This is a genomic window from Weissella cibaria KACC 11862, from assembly GCF_000193635.1.
Lineage (GTDB): Bacteria > Bacillota > Bacilli > Lactobacillales > Lactobacillaceae > Weissella > Weissella cibaria.
Window position 1 is genome coordinate 113,785 of record NZ_AEKT01000035.1, and the last position, 22,170, is coordinate 135,954.

General features: G+C 44.5%; 29 protein-coding genes and 4 tRNA genes. 4 read left to right on the forward strand and 29 right to left on the reverse strand.

The annotated features are described in order from the left end of the window. Window positions 1-30: 30 nt before the first annotated feature. The 6 genes from ESE_RS0108335 to ESE_RS0108360 form a co-directional block, all read right to left on the reverse strand. Entirely contained in the window at window positions 31-558 is a 528-nt protein-coding gene (locus ESE_RS0108335) for a GNAT family N-acetyltransferase (protein WP_010373803.1), read from the reverse strand. A gap of 17 nt (window positions 559-575) precedes the next feature. Then, entirely contained in the window at window positions 576-1,028 is a 453-nt protein-coding gene (locus ESE_RS0108340) for a MarR family winged helix-turn-helix transcriptional regulator (RefSeq protein ID WP_010373804.1), read from the reverse strand. Window positions 1,029-1,121: 93 nt separating this feature from the next. Beyond that, a complete protein-coding gene (locus ESE_RS0108345; RefSeq protein WP_010373805.1) occupies window positions 1,122-1,529 on the reverse strand; it encodes a cupin domain-containing protein in 408 nt (135 codons plus the stop codon). After that, window positions 1,529-1,852, reverse strand: coding sequence for a carboxymuconolactone decarboxylase family protein (locus ESE_RS0108350; RefSeq protein ID WP_010373806.1), 324 nt, complete (start codon window positions 1,850-1,852; stop codon window positions 1,529-1,531). The genes ESE_RS0108345 and ESE_RS0108350 overlap by 1 nt, the downstream gene beginning before the upstream one ends. Window positions 1,853-1,869: 17 nt before the next feature. Continuing rightward, window positions 1,870-2,733, reverse strand: a complete 864-nt coding sequence (locus ESE_RS0108355) for an aldo/keto reductase (RefSeq protein WP_029237500.1) — start codon at window positions 2,731-2,733, stop codon at window positions 1,870-1,872. An 8-nt stretch (window positions 2,734-2,741) separates the two neighbouring features. After that, window positions 2,742-3,134 (reverse strand): DUF2255 family protein, encoded by a 393-nt coding sequence (locus tag ESE_RS0108360; protein WP_010373808.1) that lies wholly within the window; start codon window positions 3,132-3,134, stop codon window positions 2,742-2,744. A 94-nt stretch (window positions 3,135-3,228) separates the two neighbouring features. Here ESE_RS0108360 and ESE_RS0108365 point away from each other — a divergent pair, with 94 nt between their 5' ends. Then, window positions 3,229-4,104 (forward strand): LysR family transcriptional regulator, encoded by an 876-nt coding sequence (locus tag ESE_RS0108365; protein WP_010373809.1) that lies wholly within the window; start codon window positions 3,229-3,231, stop codon window positions 4,102-4,104. A gap of 64 nt (window positions 4,105-4,168) precedes the next feature. On the opposite strand, the gene ESE_RS0108370 is transcribed toward ESE_RS0108365, so the two are convergent. From ESE_RS0108370 to ESE_RS0108380, 3 genes are all read right to left on the reverse strand, one after another. Then, entirely contained in the window at window positions 4,169-4,498 is a 330-nt protein-coding gene (locus ESE_RS0108370; RefSeq protein ID WP_137636364.1) for a hypothetical protein, read from the reverse strand. 7 nt (window positions 4,499-4,505) lie between these two features. Next, a complete protein-coding gene (locus tag ESE_RS0108375; protein WP_010373811.1) occupies window positions 4,506-4,853 on the reverse strand; it encodes an MmcQ/YjbR family DNA-binding protein in 348 nt (115 codons plus the stop codon). A gap of 112 nt (window positions 4,854-4,965) precedes the next feature. Beyond that, on the reverse strand, window positions 4,966-5,373 hold the full coding sequence (locus tag ESE_RS0108380) for a hypothetical protein (protein ID WP_010373812.1): 408 nt from the start codon (window positions 5,371-5,373) through the stop codon (window positions 4,966-4,968). 225 nt (window positions 5,374-5,598) lie between these two features. Here ESE_RS0108380 and ESE_RS0108385 point away from each other — a divergent pair, with 225 nt between their 5' ends. Next, on the forward strand, window positions 5,599-5,931 hold the full coding sequence (locus ESE_RS0108385; protein ID WP_010373813.1) for an antibiotic biosynthesis monooxygenase family protein: 333 nt from the start codon (window positions 5,599-5,601) through the stop codon (window positions 5,929-5,931). 79 nt (window positions 5,932-6,010) lie between these two features. Here ESE_RS0108385 and ESE_RS0108390 read toward each other — a convergent pair whose 3' ends face one another. The 5 genes from ESE_RS0108390 to ESE_RS0108415 all read right to left on the reverse strand — a co-directional run bounded on the left by ESE_RS0108390 (window position 6,011) and on the right by ESE_RS0108415 (window position 10,070). After that, window positions 6,011-6,292: a hypothetical protein gene (locus ESE_RS0108390; RefSeq protein ID WP_010373814.1), complete on the reverse strand. Its 282-nt coding sequence runs from the start codon at window positions 6,290-6,292 to the stop codon at window positions 6,011-6,013. Continuing rightward, window positions 6,289-6,564, reverse strand: a complete 276-nt coding sequence (locus ESE_RS0108395) for a DUF2089 family protein (protein ID WP_010373816.1) — start codon at window positions 6,562-6,564, stop codon at window positions 6,289-6,291. The genes ESE_RS0108390 and ESE_RS0108395 overlap by 4 nt, the downstream gene beginning before the upstream one ends. Before the next feature lie 140 nt (window positions 6,565-6,704). Then, window positions 6,705-7,040, reverse strand: a complete 336-nt coding sequence (locus ESE_RS11580) for an ATP-binding cassette domain-containing protein (RefSeq protein WP_010373818.1) — start codon at window positions 7,038-7,040, stop codon at window positions 6,705-6,707. After that, complete coding sequence (locus tag ESE_RS0108405) at window positions 7,027-8,007, reverse strand: ATP-binding cassette domain-containing protein (protein ID WP_010373820.1); 981 nt, start codon at window positions 8,005-8,007, stop codon at window positions 7,027-7,029. Before ESE_RS0108405 ends, ESE_RS11580 begins: the two co-directional genes overlap by 14 nt. Window positions 8,008-9,077: 1,070 nt before the next feature. After that, complete coding sequence (locus ESE_RS0108415) at window positions 9,078-10,070, reverse strand: VOC family protein (protein ID WP_010373824.1); 993 nt, start codon at window positions 10,068-10,070, stop codon at window positions 9,078-9,080. A gap of 243 nt (window positions 10,071-10,313) precedes the next feature. On the opposite strand from ESE_RS0108415, the gene ESE_RS11585 reads away from it, so the two are divergent. Further along, window positions 10,314-10,976: a TIGR00266 family protein gene (locus ESE_RS11585; protein ID WP_010373826.1), complete on the forward strand. Its 663-nt coding sequence runs from the start codon at window positions 10,314-10,316 to the stop codon at window positions 10,974-10,976. A gap of 38 nt (window positions 10,977-11,014) precedes the next feature. On the opposite strand, the gene ESE_RS0108425 is transcribed toward ESE_RS11585, so the two are convergent. From ESE_RS0108425 to ESE_RS0108445, 5 genes are all read right to left on the reverse strand, one after another. After that, window positions 11,015-12,190: a multidrug effflux MFS transporter gene (locus ESE_RS0108425; RefSeq protein ID WP_010373829.1), complete on the reverse strand. Its 1,176-nt coding sequence runs from the start codon at window positions 12,188-12,190 to the stop codon at window positions 11,015-11,017. 84 nt (window positions 12,191-12,274) lie between these two features. Next, entirely contained in the window at window positions 12,275-13,660 is a 1,386-nt protein-coding gene (gene mgtE / locus ESE_RS0108430; RefSeq protein WP_010373831.1) for a magnesium transporter, read from the reverse strand. A 25-nt stretch (window positions 13,661-13,685) separates the two neighbouring features. Next, entirely contained in the window at window positions 13,686-14,597 is a 912-nt protein-coding gene (locus ESE_RS0108435; RefSeq protein WP_010373833.1) for an RluA family pseudouridine synthase, read from the reverse strand. After that, window positions 14,597-15,412, reverse strand: coding sequence for an NAD kinase (locus tag ESE_RS0108440; RefSeq protein ID WP_010373835.1), 816 nt, complete (start codon window positions 15,410-15,412; stop codon window positions 14,597-14,599). The genes ESE_RS0108435 and ESE_RS0108440 overlap by 1 nt, the downstream gene beginning before the upstream one ends. A gap of 27 nt (window positions 15,413-15,439) precedes the next feature. Beyond that, window positions 15,440-16,042: a GTP pyrophosphokinase gene (locus ESE_RS0108445; RefSeq protein ID WP_010373838.1), complete on the reverse strand. Its 603-nt coding sequence runs from the start codon at window positions 16,040-16,042 to the stop codon at window positions 15,440-15,442. A gap of 287 nt (window positions 16,043-16,329) precedes the next feature. On the opposite strand from ESE_RS0108445, the gene ESE_RS0108450 reads away from it, so the two are divergent. Next, window positions 16,330-16,941, forward strand: a complete 612-nt coding sequence (locus ESE_RS0108450; protein WP_010373840.1) for a DsbA family protein — start codon at window positions 16,330-16,332, stop codon at window positions 16,939-16,941. Between the two features lie 52 nt (window positions 16,942-16,993). Here ESE_RS0108450 and ESE_RS0108455 read toward each other — a convergent pair whose 3' ends face one another. From ESE_RS0108455 to ESE_RS0108500, 10 genes are all read right to left on the reverse strand, one after another. Continuing rightward, window positions 16,994-17,512, reverse strand: a complete 519-nt coding sequence (locus ESE_RS0108455; RefSeq protein WP_010373842.1) for a YfcE family phosphodiesterase — start codon at window positions 17,510-17,512, stop codon at window positions 16,994-16,996. A 3-nt stretch (window positions 17,513-17,515) separates the two neighbouring features. Then, entirely contained in the window at window positions 17,516-18,112 is a 597-nt protein-coding gene (locus ESE_RS0108460; RefSeq protein ID WP_010373844.1) for an XTP/dITP diphosphatase, read from the reverse strand. Window positions 18,113-18,130: 18 nt separating this feature from the next. Beyond that, window positions 18,131-18,976: a glutamate racemase gene (racE, locus tag ESE_RS0108465; RefSeq protein ID WP_010373846.1), complete on the reverse strand. Its 846-nt coding sequence runs from the start codon at window positions 18,974-18,976 to the stop codon at window positions 18,131-18,133. Between the two features lie 159 nt (window positions 18,977-19,135). Continuing rightward, window positions 19,136-19,756 carry an HAD family hydrolase gene (locus tag ESE_RS0108470; RefSeq protein WP_010373848.1) on the reverse strand — a complete coding sequence of 207 codons (621 nt, stop codon included), beginning with the start codon at window positions 19,754-19,756 and terminating at the stop codon, window positions 19,136-19,138. 63 nt (window positions 19,757-19,819) lie between these two features. After that, window positions 19,820-20,131 carry a hypothetical protein gene (locus tag ESE_RS0108475; protein ID WP_010373850.1) on the reverse strand — a complete coding sequence of 104 codons (312 nt, stop codon included), beginning with the start codon at window positions 20,129-20,131 and terminating at the stop codon, window positions 19,820-19,822. Between the two features lie 72 nt (window positions 20,132-20,203). Further along, window positions 20,204-21,640 carry a hypothetical protein gene (locus tag ESE_RS0108480; protein WP_010373852.1) on the reverse strand — a complete coding sequence of 479 codons (1,437 nt, stop codon included), beginning with the start codon at window positions 21,638-21,640 and terminating at the stop codon, window positions 20,204-20,206. A gap of 135 nt (window positions 21,641-21,775) precedes the next feature. After that, window positions 21,776-21,847 (reverse strand) — tRNA-Gly (locus ESE_RS0108485). A 29-nt stretch (window positions 21,848-21,876) separates the two neighbouring features. Beyond that, window positions 21,877-21,950, reverse strand: a tRNA-Met gene (locus tag ESE_RS0108490). A gap of 22 nt (window positions 21,951-21,972) precedes the next feature. Next, window positions 21,973-22,046: transfer RNA gene (locus tag ESE_RS0108495), tRNA-Pro, on the reverse strand. Between the two features lie 48 nt (window positions 22,047-22,094). After that, window positions 22,095-22,167 (reverse strand) — tRNA-Arg (locus ESE_RS0108500). Window positions 22,168-22,170: the final 3 nt, after the last annotated feature.

A 22,170-nucleotide genomic window follows, 5' to 3' on the forward strand; every position in this document is an offset into this window, starting at 1 on the left:
AGACATTATACAACGTAAGTAGTCCTTGTGCTATTTCGATACCAAATTTTTCATCATTAACACATCCGTTTGTTGGTCAGTCCCCATATAGAAATCATGCGCCTCACCCGTTAACGTGAAGCCCATCTTCTCATAGAATGCGATGGCATTCGGGTTGTGTTCCCAGACCCCAAGCCAAATTTCGTGCTTATCTAGTGACTTAGCTAGTCGCTCGGCTTCACCGATAAACACACGGCCGAGGCCTTGCCGTTGGAAACTTCGGCGTACATAAATACGCTCAACTTCAAGCGCATCCTCGCCCATTTTTTCTGATTGCGCGTCATCCACATTTAGCTTGAGATACCCTGCAATTTTTTCATCCACTAAGACAAAATAAAACATTGATGCTGGATCGGCTAATTCAGCTGCTAGTTTCTCTGGTGTATACGCCGCTGCCAGGTAATCACGCATGTTTTCGGCCGTATTTTGCGCACCAAACGTATCTGAAAATGTTTCAATTGAAATATCCCGTAGTGTGTCCAAATCCTTGGTTGTCAATCGACGTAATGTCATACTCATCCTTAATCTCCTCGTCTTTAATAGTTACGGTGTTGTCCTTTTTTTACAGCGTTCCAATCGGCTGCGACATTTTCACGCATCCGCGTCAACATGGCGTTCAATTGTTGCACCTCCGCATCGGAAAAGCCTTGTAACGCCACAGCTTCCGAGTAATCATTTTCACGTTTAATCACCTGGTAAATGGCGCGCCCCTTCTCTGTTGCCCGAAGATGTTTAATTTTCAAATTATCGGGATTATCACGTTTCTCGACTAATCCATCGGTAATTAATTTCTTAACTGCCCGCGACACGGTTGTGCGGTCGACCATAATCAAATCTGACAACGCCTCTTGGATAATATCAGGCTGTTCAACAATTCGCACTAAGTACAAATATTGTCCTTTGGTTAAATTAAATTCTTTAAATTCCACATTGCTTATCGAATCTAGGGCACGCGCAATCATGCCAATTTCTCTTAAGTTAGCTGTCATATTTCCGTCCTCACGTATAGTCTATAACCTTTTTGTTGCATTTGCAACAAAAAGCGGTAATCGTCAAATCGATTACCGCTTTTATAGTGTTTATTAAACTAGTGCATCATAGTCCGCATCTGAAACTGGCTCAAGCCATTCTGGCGTTCCAGCCGTAATTGCAATGTGCTCAAACCAACTATCTTTCTTGGCACCGTGCCAATGCTTCACACCATCACGTGTCACGATAGTATCACCCTTTGTCAGTGACTGAGCAGGTTGTCCTTCTTCTTGATACCACCCTTCACCGGCGGTCACCAATAAAATCTGATAGCCATCATGGTGAATGTGCCAATTGTTTCGTGATCCTGGTTCAAACGACACTGAACCAATCCCAATCTTTTCATCCGGCGACGTCACCAAATTGGTCAAATACGTGTCCCCGACAAAAAATTCGCCATAGGGATTTAGAACACCCGCTGAAAAGATTGTACCCGTTTTAATTTCTGGAAAATTCGCCATTATGCCACCCCGTAAACTTCTTTTGCGATATTAAATGCTGACCAGGCTTTAGGCCAACCAACGTAGAATGCCAAGTGGGTAATAATTTCAGCTACTTCATCAACAGTCAGACCATTCTCTTTAGCTTTCTGCATGTGGAAGGGCAATTGTTCAAACGCCCCTGTCGCAATCAGTGCGGTAATCGTTGCAAACGACCGATCACGAGCTGAAAGTTCCGTCTCGCGTGACCAAACCTGGCCAAACAGGACCTCGTCATTTAATTCTGCAAACTTAGGTGCAAACGCGCCCAACGCGTCATGACCTGCAGTTACCTTCTCTGCCATATCACTCATCTCCGTTCTTAATCTAACGTGCCCCCGAAAACTGGGAAGCCACTAAATTCACCATAATCATTAAACGTAACCTGCTTTAACAGCGCCATATCATCATCACTAATGGTAAAGTCGACTGTTGCGTTATGACGCATGTGGTCTTCAGACAGCGTCTTTGGCAAAGGCAAGGCATCCAATTGCAACAAGTAGCGAATCCCCAATTGTGGTACCGATACACCATACTTATCAGCAATTTGTTGCAAGTTCGGATTCTTCAGCATTTCACCGTGACCAAATGGCGAATAGGCTTCAATTTGAATATCGTGTTGCTTGGCATAATCAAAGAGACCAAATGGCACATTGCCGATGTGCGCCAAAACTTGATCTACAGCAGGCTTAATGCGTCCGTTATCAAGAATGTTCTGCAAGTCAACTTCATCAAAGTTTGAGACACCGATTGTTCGAATCTTACCAGCATCAACGGCCTCTTCCAGTGCACGCCAAGCAGCCAGATTACCGGCAAAGAAACGGTCCTCTTTTTGGAAATCAACCCAAGGCTTTGGTGAATGAATAATCATCATATCGATATAGTTCAACCCTAAATCAGCCAATGATTGGTCAATGGCAGCCACCGCATCATCATAGTCCTTGATTTCACCGACTAGTTTGGTTGTCACGAAAATATCTTCCCGTCGCACGCCACTGTCACGGACGCCATGACCGACACCAACTTCATTTTCATAGGCTTCAGCCGTATCAATATGCCGGTAGCCCACTTGAATCGCCGTTTTAACAGCTAGGGCTGCGTCATCATTATCAGTAATCATCCACGTGCCAAACCCAATCTTCGGGATTTCAACACCATTATTTAATTTGTAGGTTTCATCAAAAATTGTCATGTTCATGCTCCTCGTTCTTTCAAAATCACACGGACCGTCGCCTCACGTGGTCCGGCACCCAACATTGGTGGCATATAGGCGCTGTCCGCATACTTTGTCTGATAGGCAGTATCAATTGCCGCCTGAAGTTGCTCATAGCCAGCCCCCGAAATGAGTTCAAAGGCGACGCGATACGTCTGACCAGCGATGGTGATTTCACCCGCCCCTTGGCTCTTTGCTGATCCGTACCAACGTGATTGCAACCCATTCCAGGCGCGAACGTATAACTCATCGTCGACAACGACCGACCAAATCCATGTTGGTGTCCCCGGCGTGCGACCATCAGCTCGATAAGGCGCAATATGAAAATCATCTGCCCGACTAAAGTCGTTAACTTGTTCTGATGTTAGTGTCATCTTAGCCACCTCCCTTGTATCTCAAGTGTAGTGCGTTATACTTTTTATTACTAATGCTTTGTTTTTATAACAAACTATAACGAGAGGTAATAATATGGAATTGCGCGTTTTAAGATATTTCCTAGCTGTTGCACGCACTGGCACATTAACCGCCGCTGCGGCTCAGTTAAACGTGACACAACCTGCTTTATCACGTCAGTTAAAACTGCTTGAAACTGAACTCGGTGTGCAACTGATTAACCGTGAACATAAGCCTGTCACGCTAACCCCTGAAGGTATCTACCTGGTCAAACAAGCTGAAGACATGATTGCAATTGCTGACAAAACCGTTACCAATTTACAATCCAAGGAAGCGATTGCCGGTGTTATCACGATTGGTGCGGCTGAAACAGTGATGTTCGATCACGTTATCCAGGCAATTTCTAAATTGCAACGTGACTACCCTAACGTCACAATTACTTTAATTTCTGGCTCAACAACTGACTTACTGGCTCGCCTTAATCAAGGCGAACTCGACTTCCTATTTGCTCTTGATTTCACGCAAAAAGCTTCTTATGACTACCTCGACTTTCCAGATGCGGATGTTCGTGGGGTCTTTATCAACCGGCATCATCCCCTGGCCAGTGAGCCAGCAATCACAGCTGAACAACTCACCCAATACCCCGTCGCGATTTCAAGGCAGTCCTCGTTTAACGATTCCTTAGTAGAAGAACTCGGCTTGAAAGCATCGCAGCTGAATATTCGCATGAAGTATAATCTGATTGGTAATGCCCGCATGTATCCATTAGTTGACGACCAGCTCCTCTTGGTTGGTATCGCTGGGGTGATCAATGTCCCTGAGTTACTATTCAAACCGTTTACCCCTGAAAACATTTCAACAGGGACTATGATTTGGAAGCACACTCCCTTACTAACCCCCTTGCATGAGGAATTTATCCATTATTTGGAGAATGAACTCCCAATTAAATAGTGCTACGCAAAAGGGCTACCAAAATGAATTGGTAGCCCTTTTCTTTGTTATTAATATTAGTAAATTAATTAGTGAAATGAGTTTCTCGGCGCTGACGCCACGCCAACCCTGCCGCAAGAACGCCACCGATTGCCAGATATGTTAAAAATGAAGGCCAATACCAGTTTGCATACGAAACCCAGTCAAACACCTCGGTTAGCACACCAAACAAAACAGCACTAATGACTGCTCCTCCCCAATTAGGTGCTAACGACATAATCACGGCCACTAAGGCAATTGCTAAGTAGAACAACAACTCAGCAAAATTGTGGCGAATTACAAGTGTCGGAACTGCGAAAATCACCATTAAATACAGTAAATTTTTCGACCACGTGTTCATATTTTTTAACATCATTGGCCTCCTACTGTTTTGTTAGGCGTTCGCTTTCGGCCAACATCCCTAACATTTCTTGTTTTGTCGCATCAGTAGCGTTAACCGCAATCGTAATCCAATGCCGCTTATTCATATGATAAGCACGGGTAATCCCGCGCGTTTTAATCATCTCATCAACGTGGTCCGGCGTTAATTTCAACGTCAAATACAACACCGCCTCACGTTCAAAAATCATAGCCGTAATTTTGTTACTGGCATTATGCTTCATAACTGTCCAAATAATTGTCTCATGTGAATTGGTTTTGTTAAATGGATACGTTTCATGAGTCGCCGCATGGTCTTGTACCAGCGCGATCAACTGTTCTCTGGTGTACATCTGAGTCGCTCCTCCAATCATGTTTTACCATAATAGCACAGACAACTTGGACGGCACCTCTACATTTTTATAGTCAACGCAAAATCACGTTTACGCACGAAACCAAGACAGTCTACCGACAGTATAACGCCAACACCCGTTTTGCTTTCTCTAGCGTTGTCGCATCCGGCGCCTCGTAAATTTTGATTACTTCCAATACTTCTTTGCCAGCGACGGTTTTGTACCGCTTAACCCCGTCATGGGTTGGATCGCTATTATAATCACCCCAATAACCACCACCATGAGGATCTTTAAGCAGCCAATATTTATCATCTGTAACCCGCCCAGTCCGATTCTCCACGATACTTAGTGCGTAATCCAAGCCATGTTTTCGTGCATCCAACACCAGCGCCCGCTCAGTCCGGTTCACCGGTAAGATATTCTGGATAGTCGGCTTATCGGGGGCTAATACGTCATCAGTATGCGTCACCGCTACAAATGCACCCGCAAAACCAATCAATAGTAACAAAATTGTTTTCATGCCATTCCTCTCATATGATATATTTCATCAATATATTCATATAATCATATAAATATGAAGGAATAGTGGCTACTGATACTTTATTGCCAGCTGCCAGGCTAAATTTTAACGTTTTTTGCCTTATTACCTCTCAAAATTTGACCAATCAACAGCTGCAAATTGCCTTTTTTCAACTATCTTGCAATAATGAATTTAATTTTTTACTACAGAAACTGGAGATTCAATATGACAGTCACCGTTAATTTATATTACACCGGTACCAACGGTGCAGCGCAGGCTTTTGCAAAAGAGATGCTTGAAACGGGTGTCGTAGCCCAAATCCGCGCCATGCCTGGTAATGAACGTTACGAGTATTTTCAACCGCTTAATGATTCTGAAACGATCCTTTTGATTGACGCCTGGCAAAATCAGGCCGCCATTGACGTGCACCACGCCTCTCCAATGATGGCTGAAATTGCACGTCTACGAGAAAAATATGATTTACATATGCGTGTTGAACGATACTTATCCGATGAGGATGGCATACCAGACGCTGATGCAACTTTCATTCGTAAATAATCGCTATGACACTGGTTCAATTTTATGAATAAGTGTTTTTTAATTTAACGCTTCCGTCACAACACTATTTTGAATATTATTACGATAAATCTTTGGCCTTCATTCGTTCCAGTTCCTGTTGAACTTTCTTCTTACGGGCATCCAAGCTACTTAGCCAAATACCATTTAAAATTGCTTCACCAGCTAGCAGCGGTGTTAATGCACTGAAGAATGACGTATGATAGAAAATCACCAAATAACCAACAAGCACGGCAAATAATACACTTGGTACAGCCCCAAACCATTTTGGCAAATAGCGATCCGCCAGATAAATAACTGCCGCTATTAACATCCCCATCATTAGTCCTTTAAAATCACTCATTTATTTGCCTCCCGATAATCCGAAATAATTTCCTTTGCAACATCCAACGATATTTTTTCCGCAATCACCATCTTCATAATGCGGCCTTCAAAACTATTAGCTTGTTTACTATCAATTAAATTAATGGTCTGAATGACCATATTCAACCTTGTTCTAACAGTTGGGTAACTCACATCATATATCTTTGCTAATTGTTTTAGTGACCCAGAAGAAAGTACCAATTGTTTTACAAATTCCTGATCTTCAGTACTCAACTCTAAAAACCATTCCATCACTGCGCTCCTTTAACATTGTTTATTTAACTTTAACAATGTTAAATAAAATGTGCAAACTTAATTTATAAAAAGAAAAAGTCGCGTTGTTAAAACGTGACTTTTGGATAATATTTATTAAATTCTGTCAGTGTAAAAAATTAGTTTGTGTGCTTGAACAGACTTCCTTCGCTAATCTCAAAGACCTCAGTTGCAACATCTCTCACGAATTGGGCATCATGGGAGACGAAAACGACGGCTTGTTTCGTCGTCTGCAGATACGCAGTCAAGGCCTCTAACGCCGGAATATCTAAATAATTCGTTGGTTCATCAAGAATTAATAAATCACTAGCTTGTAGTAAAGCTTTGACCAGCGCGACACGAACACGTTCACCGCCACTCATATCGCCAACCAATTCATTAACCTGTTCTAACCGAATCCCCATTGCCCCTAAAAAGTTACGAGCAATCTGTTCTGATTCATCAGTCGTCTGCATGATATTTGCCCAGGCCGCCCTGCAACAAACGATTAATTAGCGTCGTTTTACCTGATCCATTTTTGCCCACAATTGCTACGCGATGACCGGTCTCAACCTTGAGTGTCACATGCTGGATTAATTCCCGTTCACCTTGTGACACCGTTACATCCAATGCGGTGATAACCGGCTTACCTGGGCGCACCATCACTGGCTTTTGTAACGTCAATTTTGTCTCTGATAGAGGCTTCTCAACTTTGTTTAACCGGTTTAGACGACTATTGAAAGCTTTGCGTTGTTGCGCAAAACCTTTTTCAATGCCATTTGAATTATTCTTGATTGATTCAACTTCGGCCCGACTATGCTTGTGCGGATTAATTTTCTTGGCCCGGGCAGACCGTTCGCCAGCCTCTCTAGCGCGCTGCGATAAGCGACTTTTCTCCGAAACGTACGCTTTGTAGGCTTGCATTTGAGCATCGCGCTTAGCAGCCACCTCAGCTAAATATCCCTCATAGTTGCCATTGAAAGCGGTGACCTTCCCATTTTCAAAAGACCAAACCGTCATTGCAACTTCACGCAGAAACGCCCGGTTGTGCGAGACTAAAATTACCAACCCCTTAAAATGGCGAAGTGACTTAATTAACCACGCTTGATGTGCGGTATCCAAATGTGATGTTGGCTCGTCGAGAATTAAAACATCTGGTCGACTGACTAATGCTTCACTAATCAGTCGTCTCGTCATTTCACCACCAGACTCCCCATCTACCGTATTAATTTGTGGCACAAAAGCCATAAAACCTGGTAATGTGACGGTGCCGGAATAATCTGTGTCCACTCCTCGTAGTATGTTTAGCAGCGTTGTCTTGCCTGCACCGTTCTCACCAACGATGGCAACAATGCCTGTCTGCGGAATCGTGATATGATCAATTTCGAATAGCGTATCGCCATTAATCTGCTTAGTAAGATTTTGAATTTGTCCTTGTAGCATAAAAGCCTCCAATCTCGATGACGATGAGATTGAAGGCACTTCAAAAAGCATGTTTGTTGACACACGCAAAAGTCCACACTAAAACCAATCTCACCGATAGTATCTATCAACTTGAAATCAGCTTAATTGCGCAATGGACCTTACCTCGTGTTCTTTTAATTGTCTATATTATGCCAGGTTAACTTTAGCTGGTCAACAATAACCGCTTTCTAGTTTACATAATCTATGTTATCCCGAGTAACGATTAATTGTATTGTCTATATTGATTACTTTTTAGAAATCTTCTTGTTCAAGATTAAGAAATTCTACATTTGTTATCCTGTTTACAGTGCCCTCAAACTAATTCATACTAGATACCGTGGTTGCAAAGGATTGATCCCCTGCGCAACCGCGGCAGTGTGTCTAGGTTCATAACGTCCCTGCCCACCTTCAGTAACTTACTAGGAACCAAGGAGGGTAAACAACATGTTTCCTAAGATTATCCAGAGGGTATTGTATGGTTAGTTTCGTTGAGGCCAGTCCTTGGGCTGCGCTGATCGTGCTTATCTTAACATCGCCGAAAATCATTCGAGCCATTGCTACGTTATACGTCGCAATCAAACGAGTGAACTTCGAGACAAAAGAAAAGCGCCCACCACGTCAGTGATAGGCACTTAATCAATCAATTCCTAGGAACCTGTCGTCCGCTGAAGCTTGCCCCTTCGGCGGGCTTTTTGTATGCATTTATAATAACACACCTCGTTCATTTTTCAACGTAATCTCTGTTAAGCAAGTCAAAGTTCATGAATTACGACACACTCATGTATCGTAACTGACTCAAAAAAGTGCCAGTTGAATACATCTCAAAACGTTTTAGCCACTCTTCATTAACATCACCTTGAACAGGTGCCAAAAATGGATCAGAACGCAATTAATCACTTAGTATTTGACTACAACTTACATAATATATTCACTAATATACAAAAAAGGATTGCACCGTCAGATGCAATCCTCTCTAAAATCATTTTCACCTAGTTTTGGTGACATATTGTGACACGAACGGCCACAAACGCCGGTATAATAGGCTTTTATTAATCGTTGCGCGTGTTTCCGTTCTCATCGTGGATGGCGCGGATCTTGCCGCCGTTCTCCAAGTGACCAGTTCCTGTGTATGGCTTTACTTCGTCAAAGAAGACACCCTTCTTAGCGTAGTGGTCAAGCAATTCTTGACGTGAAGCTTCGAAACGTGGTGGCAAAGCAAACGTCGTACCCAAGTCGAACAATGACTCATCCAACGTAAATCCTGGGTTAGTCGTTGCCAATTCGATACGGTTTCCACCAGGCTCGATGAAGTAAGCTGAACGGAAGTAACCACGGTCGATGAAGACTTCACGCTTGAAGCCCAAGGCCTTTGCACGCTCCCAGTAGTACTTCAAATCTTCTTCTGACTCAACACCCAAAGCGTAGTGGTCAGTTGAACCCTTACCAAAGCGTGAGTTAGGTGCATCTTCAGCAGTTTGTACCAATTCGATTGCTTCAACACCATCCAAATCAATGATGTTACCCTTAACTGGGATTTCCAACAACTCTTCGAAGAAACGACCCGTTGCAGCAACATCTGGTACGTGCAATTCAGCACCGATTACGCCAGTGATTTGGAACTCAGCCGGAACATCTGACATGTAGTTGATGTGCCAGTCAAAGTTCTTACCCTCAGTTTCTTGCATACGGATTGGCAAGTCTTCAAAGTCAGCCGTACGGATACGTCCCATAGCGTCAACTTCAGCCTTCAAGCCCTTTTCGGCAAAACGGTCCAACCAGTATTGCGTTGATCCCTCAGGAATTGAGTAGTGAATACCTGAGAAGAACATCTTACCGTCAGTACGGTCGCGCAAATCGTCGATTGGGAAGAACGTGATAACCGTTCCTGGTGTTCCCATGAAGTCACCATAGTAAACGTGACGGTTACGTGGGTTAGCTTGGTTAACTGAGTTCTTGATGAAACGCATGCCCAAAACGCCAACGTAGTAATCAGCGTTCAACTTAGCATCGCCAGTCAATAGTGAAATGTGGTGAGTTTGCATTACTTCTGCCCTCTTTTTATGTTTAAAAATTTTTATGTCATTTACTTTATGTACACATAATAACCAACTACCAAAAACAATGCACGTAAAAAGTGCCATTTTTTTATCAAATATTTTTGACAGCTGACGCCTGCATTAAACCCGCATTTCAGGTAGACTATAAGTATCAAATAATATTGAGGGGTTATCACAATGGATTACAATATTGAGGCAAATATGCAATTTCCACTGGTGACATAAAACTTGTTACCCAACGAAACAGTTCGCATTCAAAGTGGTGCGATGGTTTATCACACTGGCGACACCCAACTAAAGGGTCGTCTAAACGCAAATGGCGGTTCAGGTATTGGTAAGCTATTGCGTGCCGCCGGACGTGCCATGGTCAGTGGCGAATCAGTCTTCATTACCGAAGTCTCAGCCGGTGCTAAGGGTGGTGATCTAGCTTTGGCCCCCGCCGTGCCTGGTACGATTCAAGCCTTGGAAGTTACGCCTGGTCGCAACTACTACTTGAATGACTCAGCTTTCTTAGCCATGGACGGTACCGTGCAATACAGCATGGAACGGCAATCAGTTGGACGCGCTATTCTAGGTGGCCAAGGTGGTTTGTTCGTCATGAAGACGTCTGGTGAAGGGACTTTGCTCGTTGCGGCGTTCGGATCAATTAAGGAAATCGACCTGCAAGACGCCCACGACTTCACCATCGATAATGCGCACGTTGTCGCTTGGGAAACGTCACTAACTTATGACATTCACCTTGAAGGTGGTGGTTTGATTAGTTCAATCGGCACGGGCGAAGGTGTGGTCAACACGTTTAACGGCACTGGAAAAGTTCTCGTTCAATCTTTGAATCTTGAGAATTTTGCCAATATGCTCAAGCCATTCATGCCACAACCTAGTTCAAACTAAAAAAATGGGTATCGACCGCGTTGTCGATACCCATTTTTCTATTGTTTTTTAACTTGGCTAAAGATGATAAAACCAACCAATTGCACCGCAACAATTAATATCGCCATTGGCATGTACGTGTGTTGGCCGAAAAGCCCGACGATTGGTGACATCAGTCCACCCAACGCATAACGCGCTAGTCCAAGCAACGCTGAAGCTGAACCCGCGTTTTGTTGTTGCCCTTGCATCCCCAACGCCGTCGTCAATGAAATAATACCCCCGACCGTTGCCACAACTAAGAATAATGGTGGCAAAATCAGCCAAAGTGACTTAGGCAAGAATGCCGTCACAAGCAAGAGGATTCCACCTAAAAAGCCAGCTCGGATAAACCAGCGGAGTGCGCGATATTCACCAAACTTCACCGCCCAGCGACCAGCCAGACTCGACATGAGTGCAATACCAGCTCCATTAATCGCATACACAATCCCAAAAGTCGTCACTGACATGCCAAAAATCTTTTGCAAGACGAATGATGAACCAGAAATATATGCAAACAATGCTGCCGTCATAAAGGCCTGTGTAAGCGCATATAGCACAAATTCACGTTGCTTAAATAATTGTGCAAAACCACCCACCACAGAAGGACGGTCAGCTACCTGTGCCTTCTCAGCTGGCAAGGTTTCCGGCAGGGCAAGCAAGACGCTCACAAACAAGATCAGCCCCAAGACTGCCAAAACCCAGAATGTCATCTGCCAGTCCGCAATGGCAATGATCACCCCACCAAACACGGGCGCCAAGACTGGAAAGACGCCATTAATCGTTTGATTAATCGCAATTTGCTTCGTCAAAGTCTTACCAGTAAATAAATCCGTAATTACCGCCAATGACAAAACAATCCCCGTTGAACCGGCCAAGCCCTGAATCAACCGTAAAATAATCAACACCCAAATGTTCGGTGCGAAAACAATCGTTGCCGAACTCAGGCCGAATAAGACCGTGCCCCACAGCAACGGTGTCCGCCGGCCAATTCGGTCAGACAATGGTCCAATGATCACTTGTCCGAGTGCCAAACCCAGCAAGGATGCTGTAATCGTCAACTGCGCTAATGACGTTGACGTGTGTAAATCCTGTTGTAACTCTGGTAACCCTGGCAAATATAAATCCATCGCCAGTGGTGAAAAGGCACTTAAGACACCCAATAAAAAGAGCTGAAAGATGCCAATTTTCTTCTTCATAACCCACAATCTCCCAATCAAAAAACGACCCAATTTGAGCCGTTTTACTTAAATCATGTTTTTAGTATAAGCGTACGTCCTACTTTACGCACTCACAAAGTGACTAATAAATAAGCCAGCGATGTTGAAATAAATAATGACGGATGTCAAATCAGATAACGTTGAAATGAACGGACCCGACGCAACTGCTGGATCAACCCCGATTTTATCCATTACTAGCGGAATGAATGATCCTGCAACATTCGCTACCAGAATGGCCACACCCATCGCAAGACCGACCGCAACACCTAAGAGCATATTGGCTTTCCAAATCCACACAACCAAAAAGATGGTCAAACCGGCCGTTGCACCAATCATGGCACCAATCAAAACCTCAGTCATCAACATCTTAATGAGCGAACTTGTTTCTTTCAACGCTAAACGACGCACTGACACGGCCAATGACTGCGTCCCAGCATTACCGGCGGTTCCCGTAATCAAAGAGATGAACACTGCCAAAATCGACGCTTGGCTCACTAAACCTTCAAAGTTATTGATTACTGAAGCCGTTCCCATTCCCAAGAAAATCAAACCAACTAGCCAAGGTAAACGCTTAGCAGCGGATTTAAATGGATTCTCTTCCAACGTGACAACGTCCACACCGGCCAAACGAGAGTAGTCTTCCGCGGCCTCTTCATCAATAACGTCCACGATATCATCGACTGTAATGGTACCAACAAGGTGGTCTTTCACCACAACTGGAATCGACACGAAATTATAGTCGGCCATCAATCGGGCAACGTCCTCCTGGTCATCACTCGGCGTCACTGTAATCAAGTTTGTATCCATCACATCCGCAACCTTGGCTTCGTCCGGCCAAACAATCAAAGAACGCAATGAGATAACGCCGACAAGCTTTTCATCATCGTCCACGACATAAATGTAAGTAATTTGTTCGGCTTCCTGAGCAGCCTTCTTCACCGCTGTCATCGCCTGACCGATTGTCAGCTTTTGATTAATCGCGACAAACTCAGTCCCCATCAAAGATCCAGCTGTGTCGTCTTCGTAATTCAACAACCGACGTATCTGAGCTGCATCTTCCTTCGGCATCAACGCCAAATACATCCCCAATTCACGCTGGTCCATGTCTTCAAACAAGTCAACCGAATTATCGGTGTACATTTGGTTCAGCATTTGGGCAGCATAACGTGGTGACATTTCCTCCAGCAAGTCGTTAATATCAACGTCTTCGGGTTCAATTTCGTCAAAGACTTCCGCCAATTCAGTTGGCGTTAACCACTCGATAATTTGGTGACGGAGCTGTGATGGCAAAGTCACATAAAAAACGGCCTTGTCGTAACCGTGAAGTTCGTCAAAGCCGTCCAAGAACGCCTCTTTCTCACCATGTTCCAAATAATTGACCAAGTGATGAGCTTGTTCGGAAAGTTCATCACGCATCTCATCTGTAATTTCGTCCAGCATGTCGTTCATGATTCTTTCCCCGCATTCTTAATAATTAATTTTCGTCTGGTTCGACTTGATAGCCGTCCAAAACAGCCACGATATCTTGTGGCAATGCACTTTGCGTCGTGCGTTCAACTTGTGCAAATGGATCATAGAAGCGTAACCAATAAGCATGCAACGCTTGGCGTGTAATACCACGATCCATTGGGCCACCATAGATTTCATCCCCAATCAATGGGTGACCCAAATACTTAAAGTGCACACGAATTTGGTGTGTACGGCCAGTGTGCAACTGCACGCGGACCAACGTTTGGTTGCCAAAACGCTTCACAACCCAGTACTCAGTTTGTGAAGGACGCCCATCTTCACGCACTTCGCGTCGAATAAAGTCGTCGTCCATCCGACCAATTGGTGCATCGATAAAGCCGTAATCATCTGGCAAATCGCCATCGACAATTGCATAGTAACGCTTATCAACTGAGTGCGTTTGCAACTGCTTGTCGAGCAAGCCATGGGCAAAACGGTGCTTGGCCAACAAAGCAACCCCCGACGTAAAGCGATCTAGTCGCGTTACCACGTGGGGCACTAAATCCTCAGCCCCAGACCGGGCTAAGTAGCCCTTAACCCGGTTAACCATGGTCGTTTCACGGTCAGCTTTACCCGGCACTGACGTCACGCCAGCTTCCTTTTCAACAACCAACCAGTTTTCGTCTTCATATAAGACCGTGATTGGCAAATCTGACATTGCAACGACGTCATTTGATTCTTCAGGTGGCATCACAATCGTGACCTTATCACCTGGCTTAACCTCATCGACGGTCCGAACTTGCTTACCCGCAAGGAGCACTGCCCCGCCACCACGCTTCACAATGGAAAACATGCGGTGTGAGACACCACGTTGGGCTAAGAACGTCTTAATTTTAAGCGTTTCGTCGCCTTGGTTGATCCAACTGAATTGGGCCATTACTTTACCTCCGTACCAATAAAGCTTGACTGAACACGGTGCCAGAAGTGCATGTGTCGATACTCAGCAAACTGAATTTTTGTTTTAGACACGCGGAACTCAATCCAATCAATGTTTGAGGCAATTTTGCTCAAATGATCGAAACTAAGGGTTACCGCTGCGCCGTCGTTTTCTAGTTGCACCCGAATAACTTCGTGGTTTCCAATAATCAATGGTGAACCAAGTGTTCGGAATACCCGACTGTTAATCGAAGCAATTTCTGCTAATTGGATAGCATCCAAGCTTGGGTGCATCACTGCCCCGCCGATTGCCTTATTATAGGCGGTTGAGCCAGTTGGCGTTGACGCTGTCAAACCATCCCCACGGAATCGTTCAAACAACTCACCTTGAATGTACACATCTGCCACCAAAGTACCCAATGGTCGCTTAATGGCGGCTTCGTTCAATGCAAGAACGCGTTCTTCTCGGCCGTCAGTATACCGGACGTGCGCTTCCAACAAGGGATACTTAACTGTTCGAGCGTCTTCATCATTGACCAAACTATCAATCAATTCGTCAATTTCAAAATGTTGCCAGTCCGCATAAAAGCCCAAGTGACCAGTATGCACGCCAATAAAGCGCACAAAAGCCAATTGATCGGCATAGTGATGGAAAGCCCCAAGCAAGGTACCATCTCCGCCCACTGAAATCACAACATCTGGATGCTCGTCATCAAAGACAATCTTATCGGTATTGCGTGCAGCCAATTTTTCTTTAAATAAAGCCACAACAGCCTTTGACTGTGCGCCATTATTACTGTAAATTGCGAGTTTCATTTCGTCTTCTTTCCTTGTGGCTGACAATTAATCTGTTGGTTTATCCAAACCATTATGTAATTCAGAGAATAACTCGTCGACGCGAATGCTCAATTCAGCCACTTCACGAAGCTTCTCCGTCATCTCCGGTGTATAGTCACCATCATACTTATAATTAATTGCGTGTTCAATCGTTGCCCATACGTTCATTTGCATTGTGCGGACTTGGATTTCTGCCAAAATCTTTTTCTCTCCCGTGATCAATTGGACGGGATACTCAATTACGATGTGGTAAGAACGGTAGCCAGATGGCTTCGCATTGCTGACATAATCACGTTCTTCCAAAATAACCATATCTTTACGCTGACGGAGCAAGTCCACGATTTTAAAAATGTCTTCCGTGAATTGCGTCATAATACGGACACCAGCTAGGTCTTCCATGTCTTGTTCCAAGCGTTCCATGTCGATATGACGGCGAACCAACTTTTCTTCAATGGCCGGAATTGCCTTCACACGCCCCGTTACGAATTCAACGGGTGTCTTGATGCCGGCCAACTCAAATTCCGTTCGCATGCCGCGCAACTTAACCTTTAATTCGTCAACGGCCTGAACGTATGGCTGTAACAATTTGTCCCATTCATTATGTGTCATGTCGTCAATCCCCCGATTTTTTCTCACTGTTTCTATTATACCAAACGATTTGGCATTTCTAAGACATTATCCAAGCAAATATTTTGGTTTTGATTTATTCTTAGTCATGTTGAAAAAACACAAATCAGTCACAAAATGTTCATAGATAATATGACAACTATTGCAGCTGGTTTAAGAATTGGTAATGTTGCACATTTTTAGGCGTTGCGATTAGACAATCGCCTAGTAAAACGTTTAATATTATCACAGATATTTTAGAGAAATAGTTTTGGAGGTCGTGGCTCATTATGTTAGAGGTGTACCACTTCGTGAACCCACTTTCCGGTGATAGCTTAGAGACCGAGAAGGAATTGGCGTCATACGTAACAACAGCAACAGAAAAAATCGCTTTGCAAGTCGTCCCTGTGATGACGATGCAATCCGTCCATGAAACCGCCGTAGCGCTTGGTCATCCTGAGCAAGAACAAGTGCTATCGCAAACCATGTATCGCTTCATTTTAGACGTTAAGGCACTACAATTCCAAGGAAAAAAAGTTGCCCGTCGTTTCTTAGAAGCCGCCCAAACCGCTATTTTCAGCGGTCAACCTTATACCGACGAATTCGTCATGGGACTCGTTACAGATATTGCAGCTGATCAAACCCTCTTCTTAGAGGATCGTAACAGCGATTTAACGATTCAAGCCTACCGTGCTGATCACAACATGGCCGCTGAAATGGGCGTCACTCAGTTTCCAACCTTGGTTGTCTACAATACAAACGGTGCGAACCATGCCAGTCGAACAACTGATTTTTCCGATGAAAGTCTTCGTTCGCTAATTACACCATCAGCCAGTCACCAACTTAACACATACGACGGTTACCTCCATAATGGTCACGTCACGGAGATTGAAGAAGGCTAAAAACAAAAGGCGCTAGCGAACAACTCGCTAACGCCTTTTAATATTTCATCTATTAACGCTTAAACGTAAAACGTAGCCCGTCAACAGGCTGCATATCACGCGTGTAGAACTGTACAATAAATTGGGTTGGTTCTACCGTCAAGATTGCATACGTACCACCCAAGTAGGCATATTGACCCTTTGGCAATGCAATTGAGCCAGGATTAATAAACAAACGACCATCAATCTCTTCTGCTCCAAGGACGTGCGTGTGACCTGACGTCACGACATCAACACCCTTTGCTGAAGCAACTTCACGTAATTGGTTTAATGACACCTCAGTGTGTACCAAGTGACCGTGTGTTTGATACAACGTGAAATTGTCGTCTGCATAATCACGGTCATCTGGGAACATTGGATCAGTGTCCATGTTGCCGATAACTGGCATCAAGTCGTTAAACAATTCGTCTGAACGTGATAATTCAGAGTCACCATTGTAAAACATCGCCTTAACCTTACCACGGTAGTGATCCACCACGTCGACCAAAATTTGACGGTCGCCGTGTGCATCAGAAATAATCAAATAATCCATTGCTTAATCCTCCCACCAGGCATTAAAGTCTGACATAAATTGTTGCAAAGCAGCCCCACGATGTGAAATCTCGTTCTTCTCTGCCGGCGTTAGTTCGCCAAATGACTTACCAAACGGTTCGTAGAAAAAGAGTGGGTCATAGCCAAAGCCATCACTACCTTGTGCTGCCCGCAAAATACGGCCATCGACCTTACCAGAGGCTACTAATCGCTTGCCATCTGGCTTAATCGCCACAATCACAGCATGGAACGAGGCCGTGCGATCAGCATCTGCCACATCTGCCAATTCACGCAGCAACTTGGCATTGTTTGCCGCATCGTCATGATCGCCAGCGTAACGCGCTGAGTGGACGCCAGGTGCGCCGTCTAACGCATCGACCGTCAAACCGGCATCTTCCGCCACAACTGGCACATTAAACGCTTTCGCGATGGTTTCCGCCTTGATTGTGGCATTTTCTTGGAAGGTATTGCCATCCTCGATGATTGTCGGCACATTTTCCAACTCGTTCAACGAGACAACTTCAACCCCCAGCGGCGTCAAAAACTCACGAAACTCGCGGACCTTGCCTTCGTTCTTTGAAGCAAAAATTAACTTAGCCATGCGTATCCCCCGTTAGACTTAATCAGTGACATCTTCGTTAAGCACTAGTGTATCATCAATAATGTCCAAGTGCTTAACTGTCATTTCCTTATCATCCAACCAGCGTCCACCAATCGTGGCAAAACGCTTCACGCTACCCGTCGTAAAGTACTCATCATCATTGTGATCAGCTGGGTTCGCACTCGCACGACGCAAATCGAACTTGTCCAAGAACTCAACCACCGTTGAAATCGTTTCGGCACCTGAGTTAACCAACGTCACCTGTGGTCCCATTGCTTCTTGAATAAAGTTCTCCATTAGTGGGAAGTGCGTGCATCCCAAAATTAGGGTGTCCACTTGGTGATTCTTGAAGTATGACAACTTCTCCTTAACCACTTGGCGGGCGAATTCTGACGTGTAATCGTGATTTTCAGCCACGTCAACGAACTCGGGTGCTGCTAATTGCACCACGTTCGCTGCACGGTTTCCTTGCAACAAACCGTTATAGTAAGCCAATGACTTAACCGTTCCAGCTGTGGCAATCACACCAATTTCTCCATCTGCAGACTTGCGTAAAGCGGCATCAACACCAGGTTGGATTACACCAACAACTGGGATGTCTAGCTTTGCTTGTAGGTCCGGTAAGGCTGCCGCCGTTGCCGTGTTGCAGGCTACCACCAACATCTTAATGTCTTTTTTTAATAGGTAGCGAACCATTTGCCAAGTGAAGCCAAGGACTTCTTCTTGTGGACGTGGACCATAAGGCATACGTGCCGTGTCCCCCACATAGTAGACTTGTTCATCAGGAATTTGCTTCAAGGCTTGTTTGACGACCGTCAACCCACCGATACCAGAATCGATGTAACCAATAGCGCGATTATCCATTATCTTCACTTCTTTCCATTTAATTAAGTCTTTATTATAACACCGACTAATTGGATAAAGGAAGATAGCGGGACATTCTTCCTTTACCGATACCTAAACGAAAGAAAATCCTGGTTTCACGACTAACAAATGATTGTCTATCGCGAAACCAGGATTTGATTAATCAACTAGTTTTAAAATGTCAGCAGGCGTTTCAAAAATAAACTCTGCTTCGTCATTAAAGACAGCGCGGTCACGCACACCCCACGCAGCCATACCGAACTTAATGCCAGCATTATGTGCCGCGTGCATATCGTGCACGGAATCACCAATGTAAATCGACGTTTCAGGTGTCGCCTTCAAGTCGGCCATTGACTTTAAAATTGGGTCCGCAGCTGGCTTCATTTTTGGTGTTTGACCAGCAAATACAAAGTCATCGAAGTAACCGTTAATGCCAAACGCATCCGCATGATCTGCGAATTCTTCAGGCGTGTTTGATGTGACAATACCTAATTGCACACCAGTTGCCTTTAAATCAGCCAACATGTCCGTTACACCAGCAAACAATTGCACCTCATCCCAAAAATCGTGATAGTGGTCTTGCCATTGGCGTTGCATCTCCTCTGGGTTTTCGATGCCAAATTTAATCAACGCATCCAGTGATGGTAGCCCGAAAATCGCATACAATTCTTCGTAGGCCTTGTGAATGCCGTTTTCTTCAAGTGTTTGTTGTAATGACTTCATGTACATGCTTTCGGTACTTAGCAATGTACCGTCGACGTCAAAAATGAATGACTTCATAATCGTACTCCCTGTTTTGTCATGGCGGTTAATAGGCTCAACCACCTGATATTGATTATACCACTACGCTGTTTGCGACCGAACGCCTGCATACGTGACTGCCAAAATAGCCGAAACGGCTACTTGGGCCATCATTACTCGGTTTAGAACCGTTAAATAATCCGACTCACCGTGTAATACGAATAAACTAACCGCAAGCAACAACAGTACCGCTGTCATCGCGTAGTTCACCCGATTAGATTGCATATCGTATAGTGCATACAAAGTAGCTGCCGCCAAAACAGCCGTGCCAATCAAAAAAATGGGGTGACTATCGAATAGCGGAGTTGCGAGGACGTCGCCGATAAAAATAAGGATAAATAATATTTTTGTCATAAAAACCTCCACTAATACCATAGCAAAGATATATGAAAAAATCCTGCTCGCCTTGAGTCGGATTAGTGTTTCTTAATATATTGGACTTACAGTTTGACCAACTTCATTTAGATGCAAATAATCTTGCACATCGGCAACTAACGCATACATATAACGCGGCAACTGCGCCGTTTCAATCGCATTTCCCCAAAGTTCAATGACTGCATCTGACACAAGCCCCCGTTCAGCCAACCAGCGCACAAATTCAATGATGACGTCATCCACAAATTCAAAGCCATCAAGACCGAACAAATCAAAGGTATGGAATTTTTCAATCAACAGTTGGGTTGCAGCTTCAACTGGCAATGTCGCAATGTCCGCGTCTGTTTTCACCGCAATGGTGTCCAAGACAATCTTCAAGATAGCTTCGGCAACATCCAACCCTTCGCCTGTTAGCTGATCACGATCACGTAAAGCAGTTATAAAGCCTCGTTGCAGGTTTTCAACTGCTGGTAGTTCAGATGACCCTTGTTCAGCTACATAGGCCATCGGCTCAGGTTCTTGCGCTAAGACCCCGCTAATCAACGCTTTGAGTTCGGCAGTGTAGTGAATGACTTCCTCATCATTTTCAATCGTAATGACATCCTGTAAGAACATGCCATTTACGTCATCAAAGAAATCACGTACGACGAAATCCGTGTGTGACCAGTCACCCATTTCAATTTGCGTTTCAAGCCATTCACGCATGGCTGAGGCGTACATGACTGTTAAAACAAGCAATTCTTGGTGCGTGCCTAAATACGCTAAATGCTTTTTAACAGCTGGCTTGATACTACGATGTTGCTGATATAAGTCAGGAATACCGCTCGCATTTAGAACCTCAAAAAAGAACTTGACGCGTAAATCATCATCATCAACCGATGTGTCTTGGGCGAGATCGACGTTCGTTTCCATTAAGTCCTCAGGTGAAATTTCTAACCCCAAATCATCCATCAAGCGCTCCATGACTTCGATTTCGCTTTCATCCATTGGTTCGTCCATAGATTCATCTAAATCCTCTAAGTACTGTGGCACAGTCTCCATTAACCAGGCACGGACATCGGGCGTAAAGAAATCAGCCGGCATCAACCCGCGCGCAACTAGATTTTTAGTAATTGACTCTAACAAATTGATTAACATGCCAGCAAATTCAGGTGCGACTTCTAAATATCCCAAAGTCATACCCATCGCTTGGAATAGATTATCAGCCGTCCATTCACGTGGCGCTTCATCCGTTAAAATATAACCATAGTCAATGGTTTGTCGCACAAAAATGCGGACGAAATTATCATCTACCGTGTCGTCATCATGGTATTCCTTGACCAAATCATCACTTACCGACACCGCCAGTGCCCGATTGACCATCAATGCCGTTTTATCAATCGCTGGCATGCTATACCCGCCTTGTTCAGCATATGATTGCCGAATCAATTCTGTATATTCAACTGGAATAAATTGGTCATCATCAAATGGTTGTTGTGGTTCGTTCATGACGTGCCCTCCTACCGTTCTAATTACTCTGATTATAGTCTGTTCGTTTGAAGAAAACACTAGTTTCTAGTGACATCATCTGGTTTGAATGTAAAAAAACAGCACCACCGAAGTGATGCTGTTGTAAATCATTGAAGCGGACGACGGGAATCGAACCCGCATTCCCAGCTTGGAAGGCTGGAGCACTAGCCATTGTACTACATCCGCATGATTTTATTGGCTGACGTTTCCGTCAATCGCGGCGGGGGGGATCGAACCCTCGACCTCCCGGGTATGAACCGGACGCTCTAGCCAGCTGAGCTACACCGCGATCTATAACTTGCGTTATATAATCGGGACGACAGGATTCGAACCTGCGACCCCCTGGTCCCAAACCAGGTGCTCTACCAAGCTGAGCTACGTCCCGAACAATATTCATTTTTATATGAACATTAGTAAATCAGAGATTCACTAATGGGCCTAGCAGGACTCGAACCTGCAATACCCGGTTCGTAGCCGGGGTGTTTATCCAATTAGCATATAAGCCCATA

Coding starts and splice junctions, on each gene's coding strand:
- ESE_RS0108455 (WP_010373842.1), bottom strand. CDS start 17,512: ATGGATTATTTGATTATTTCTGATGCACACGGCGACCGTCAAATTTTG.
- ESE_RS0108395 (WP_010373816.1), bottom strand. CDS start 6,564: ATGGAATGGTTTTTAGAGTTGAGTACTGAAGATCAGGAATTTGTAAAA.
- ESE_RS0108425 (WP_010373829.1), bottom strand. CDS start 12,190: ATGAAGAAGAAAATTGGCATCTTTCAGCTCTTTTTATTGGGTGTCTTA.
- ESE_RS0108365 (WP_010373809.1), top strand. CDS start 3,229: ATGGAATTGCGCGTTTTAAGATATTTCCTAGCTGTTGCACGCACTGGC.
- ESE_RS0108390 (WP_010373814.1), bottom strand. CDS start 6,292: ATGAGTGATTTTAAAGGACTAATGATGGGGATGTTAATAGCGGCAGTT.
- mgtE (WP_010373831.1), bottom strand. CDS start 13,660: ATGAACGACATGCTGGACGAAATTACAGATGAGATGCGTGATGAACTT.
- ESE_RS0108475 (WP_010373850.1), bottom strand. CDS start 20,131: ATGACAAAAATATTATTTATCCTTATTTTTATCGGCGACGTCCTCGCA.
- ESE_RS0108340 (WP_010373804.1), bottom strand. CDS start 1,028: ATGACAGCTAACTTAAGAGAAATTGGCATGATTGCGCGTGCCCTAGAT.
- ESE_RS0108440 (WP_010373835.1), bottom strand. CDS start 15,412: ATGAAACTCGCAATTTACAGTAATAATGGCGCACAGTCAAAGGCTGTT.
- ESE_RS0108375 (WP_010373811.1), bottom strand. CDS start 4,853: ATGTACACCAGAGAACAGTTGATCGCGCTGGTACAAGACCATGCGGCG.
- ESE_RS0108480 (WP_010373852.1), bottom strand. CDS start 21,640: ATGAACGAACCACAACAACCATTTGATGATGACCAATTTATTCCAGTT.
- ESE_RS0108370 (WP_137636364.1), bottom strand. CDS start 4,498: ATGATGTTAAAAAATATGAACACGTGGTCGAAAAATTTACTGTATTTA.
- ESE_RS0108450 (WP_010373840.1), top strand. CDS start 16,330: ATGTTAGAGGTGTACCACTTCGTGAACCCACTTTCCGGTGATAGCTTA.
- ESE_RS0108385 (WP_010373813.1), top strand. CDS start 5,599: ATGACAGTCACCGTTAATTTATATTACACCGGTACCAACGGTGCAGCG.
- ESE_RS0108460 (WP_010373844.1), bottom strand. CDS start 18,112: ATGGCTAAGTTAATTTTTGCTTCAAAGAACGAAGGCAAGGTCCGCGAG.
- racE (WP_010373846.1), bottom strand. CDS start 18,976: ATGGATAATCGCGCTATTGGTTACATCGATTCTGGTATCGGTGGGTTG.
- ESE_RS0108435 (WP_010373833.1), bottom strand. CDS start 14,597: ATGGCCCAATTCAGTTGGATCAACCAAGGCGACGAAACGCTTAAAATT.
- ESE_RS0108350 (WP_010373806.1), bottom strand. CDS start 1,852: ATGGCAGAGAAGGTAACTGCAGGTCATGACGCGTTGGGCGCGTTTGCA.
- ESE_RS0108405 (WP_010373820.1), bottom strand. CDS start 8,007: ATGCTACAAGGACAAATTCAAAATCTTACTAAGCAGATTAATGGCGAT.
- ESE_RS0108415 (WP_010373824.1), bottom strand. CDS start 10,070: ATGCAAACTCACCACATTTCACTATTGACTGGCGATGCTAAGTTGAAC.
- ESE_RS0108360 (WP_010373808.1), bottom strand. CDS start 3,134: ATGACACTAACATCAGAACAAGTTAACGACTTTAGTCGGGCAGATGAT.
- ESE_RS11580 (WP_010373818.1), bottom strand. CDS start 7,040: ATGCAGACGACTGATGAATCAGAACAGATTGCTCGTAACTTTTTAGGG.
- ESE_RS0108445 (WP_010373838.1), bottom strand. CDS start 16,042: ATGACACATAATGAATGGGACAAATTGTTACAGCCATACGTTCAGGCC.
- ESE_RS0108470 (WP_010373848.1), bottom strand. CDS start 19,756: ATGAAGTCATTCATTTTTGACGTCGACGGTACATTGCTAAGTACCGAA.
- ESE_RS0108380 (WP_010373812.1), bottom strand. CDS start 5,373: ATGAAAACAATTTTGTTACTATTGATTGGTTTTGCGGGTGCATTTGTA.
- ESE_RS0108335 (WP_010373803.1), bottom strand. CDS start 558: ATGAGTATGACATTACGTCGATTGACAACCAAGGATTTGGACACACTA.
- ESE_RS0108345 (WP_010373805.1), bottom strand. CDS start 1,529: ATGGCGAATTTTCCAGAAATTAAAACGGGTACAATCTTTTCAGCGGGT.